At 60.9% G+C, this 384-nt stretch carries 1 protein-coding gene; it reads right to left on the bottom strand.

The window, feature by feature from the left end; all coding sequences use genetic code 11:
• Positions 1 to 384 (bottom strand): phosphoenolpyruvate carboxylase (locus EN935_RS40515; RefSeq protein WP_127374472.1); only part of this gene is annotated, 384 nt, incomplete at both ends.

The raw sequence follows: 384 nt of genomic DNA, 5'->3' as shown, positions 1-384 counted from the left end.
GTATTGCGGTATTCGGCCATGGCATGGGCTGTGACCGCGGCCGTCACATTTGGATTGCCATCGCGGTCGCCGCCGATCCACGAGGCATAGCGCATGAAGGAGGGAATTCTGATCGGCTCGCCCGAATAGTGACGCTCAAAGGCGCCTTGAAGCTTGTCATAGAGCTGTGGCGTTGCCTCGAAGATGACCTCGCGAAAGAAATGCAGGCCCCAGGCGATTTCGCGTTCGACAGTCGGGCGTTCCAGTCGCAGTTCGCCTGTCATCCACAGAAGCTCGATCTCGCTTTCCAGATCGGCGACCAACAGGGAGCGTTCGCGCGGCGCCCAGCGGGGCTGGTCGAGCTCGGTCAGCTTGCGATAGATACGGCGGTGGATCTCCAGCACC

It is taken from the genome of Mesorhizobium sp. M7D.F.Ca.US.004.03.1.1 (genome assembly GCF_003998635.1).
Taxonomy (GTDB): domain Bacteria; phylum Pseudomonadota; class Alphaproteobacteria; order Rhizobiales; family Rhizobiaceae; genus Mesorhizobium; species Mesorhizobium loti.
Note: the sequence above shows the minus strand (reverse complement) of the source record. Positions and strands in the feature narration are given on the sequence as shown.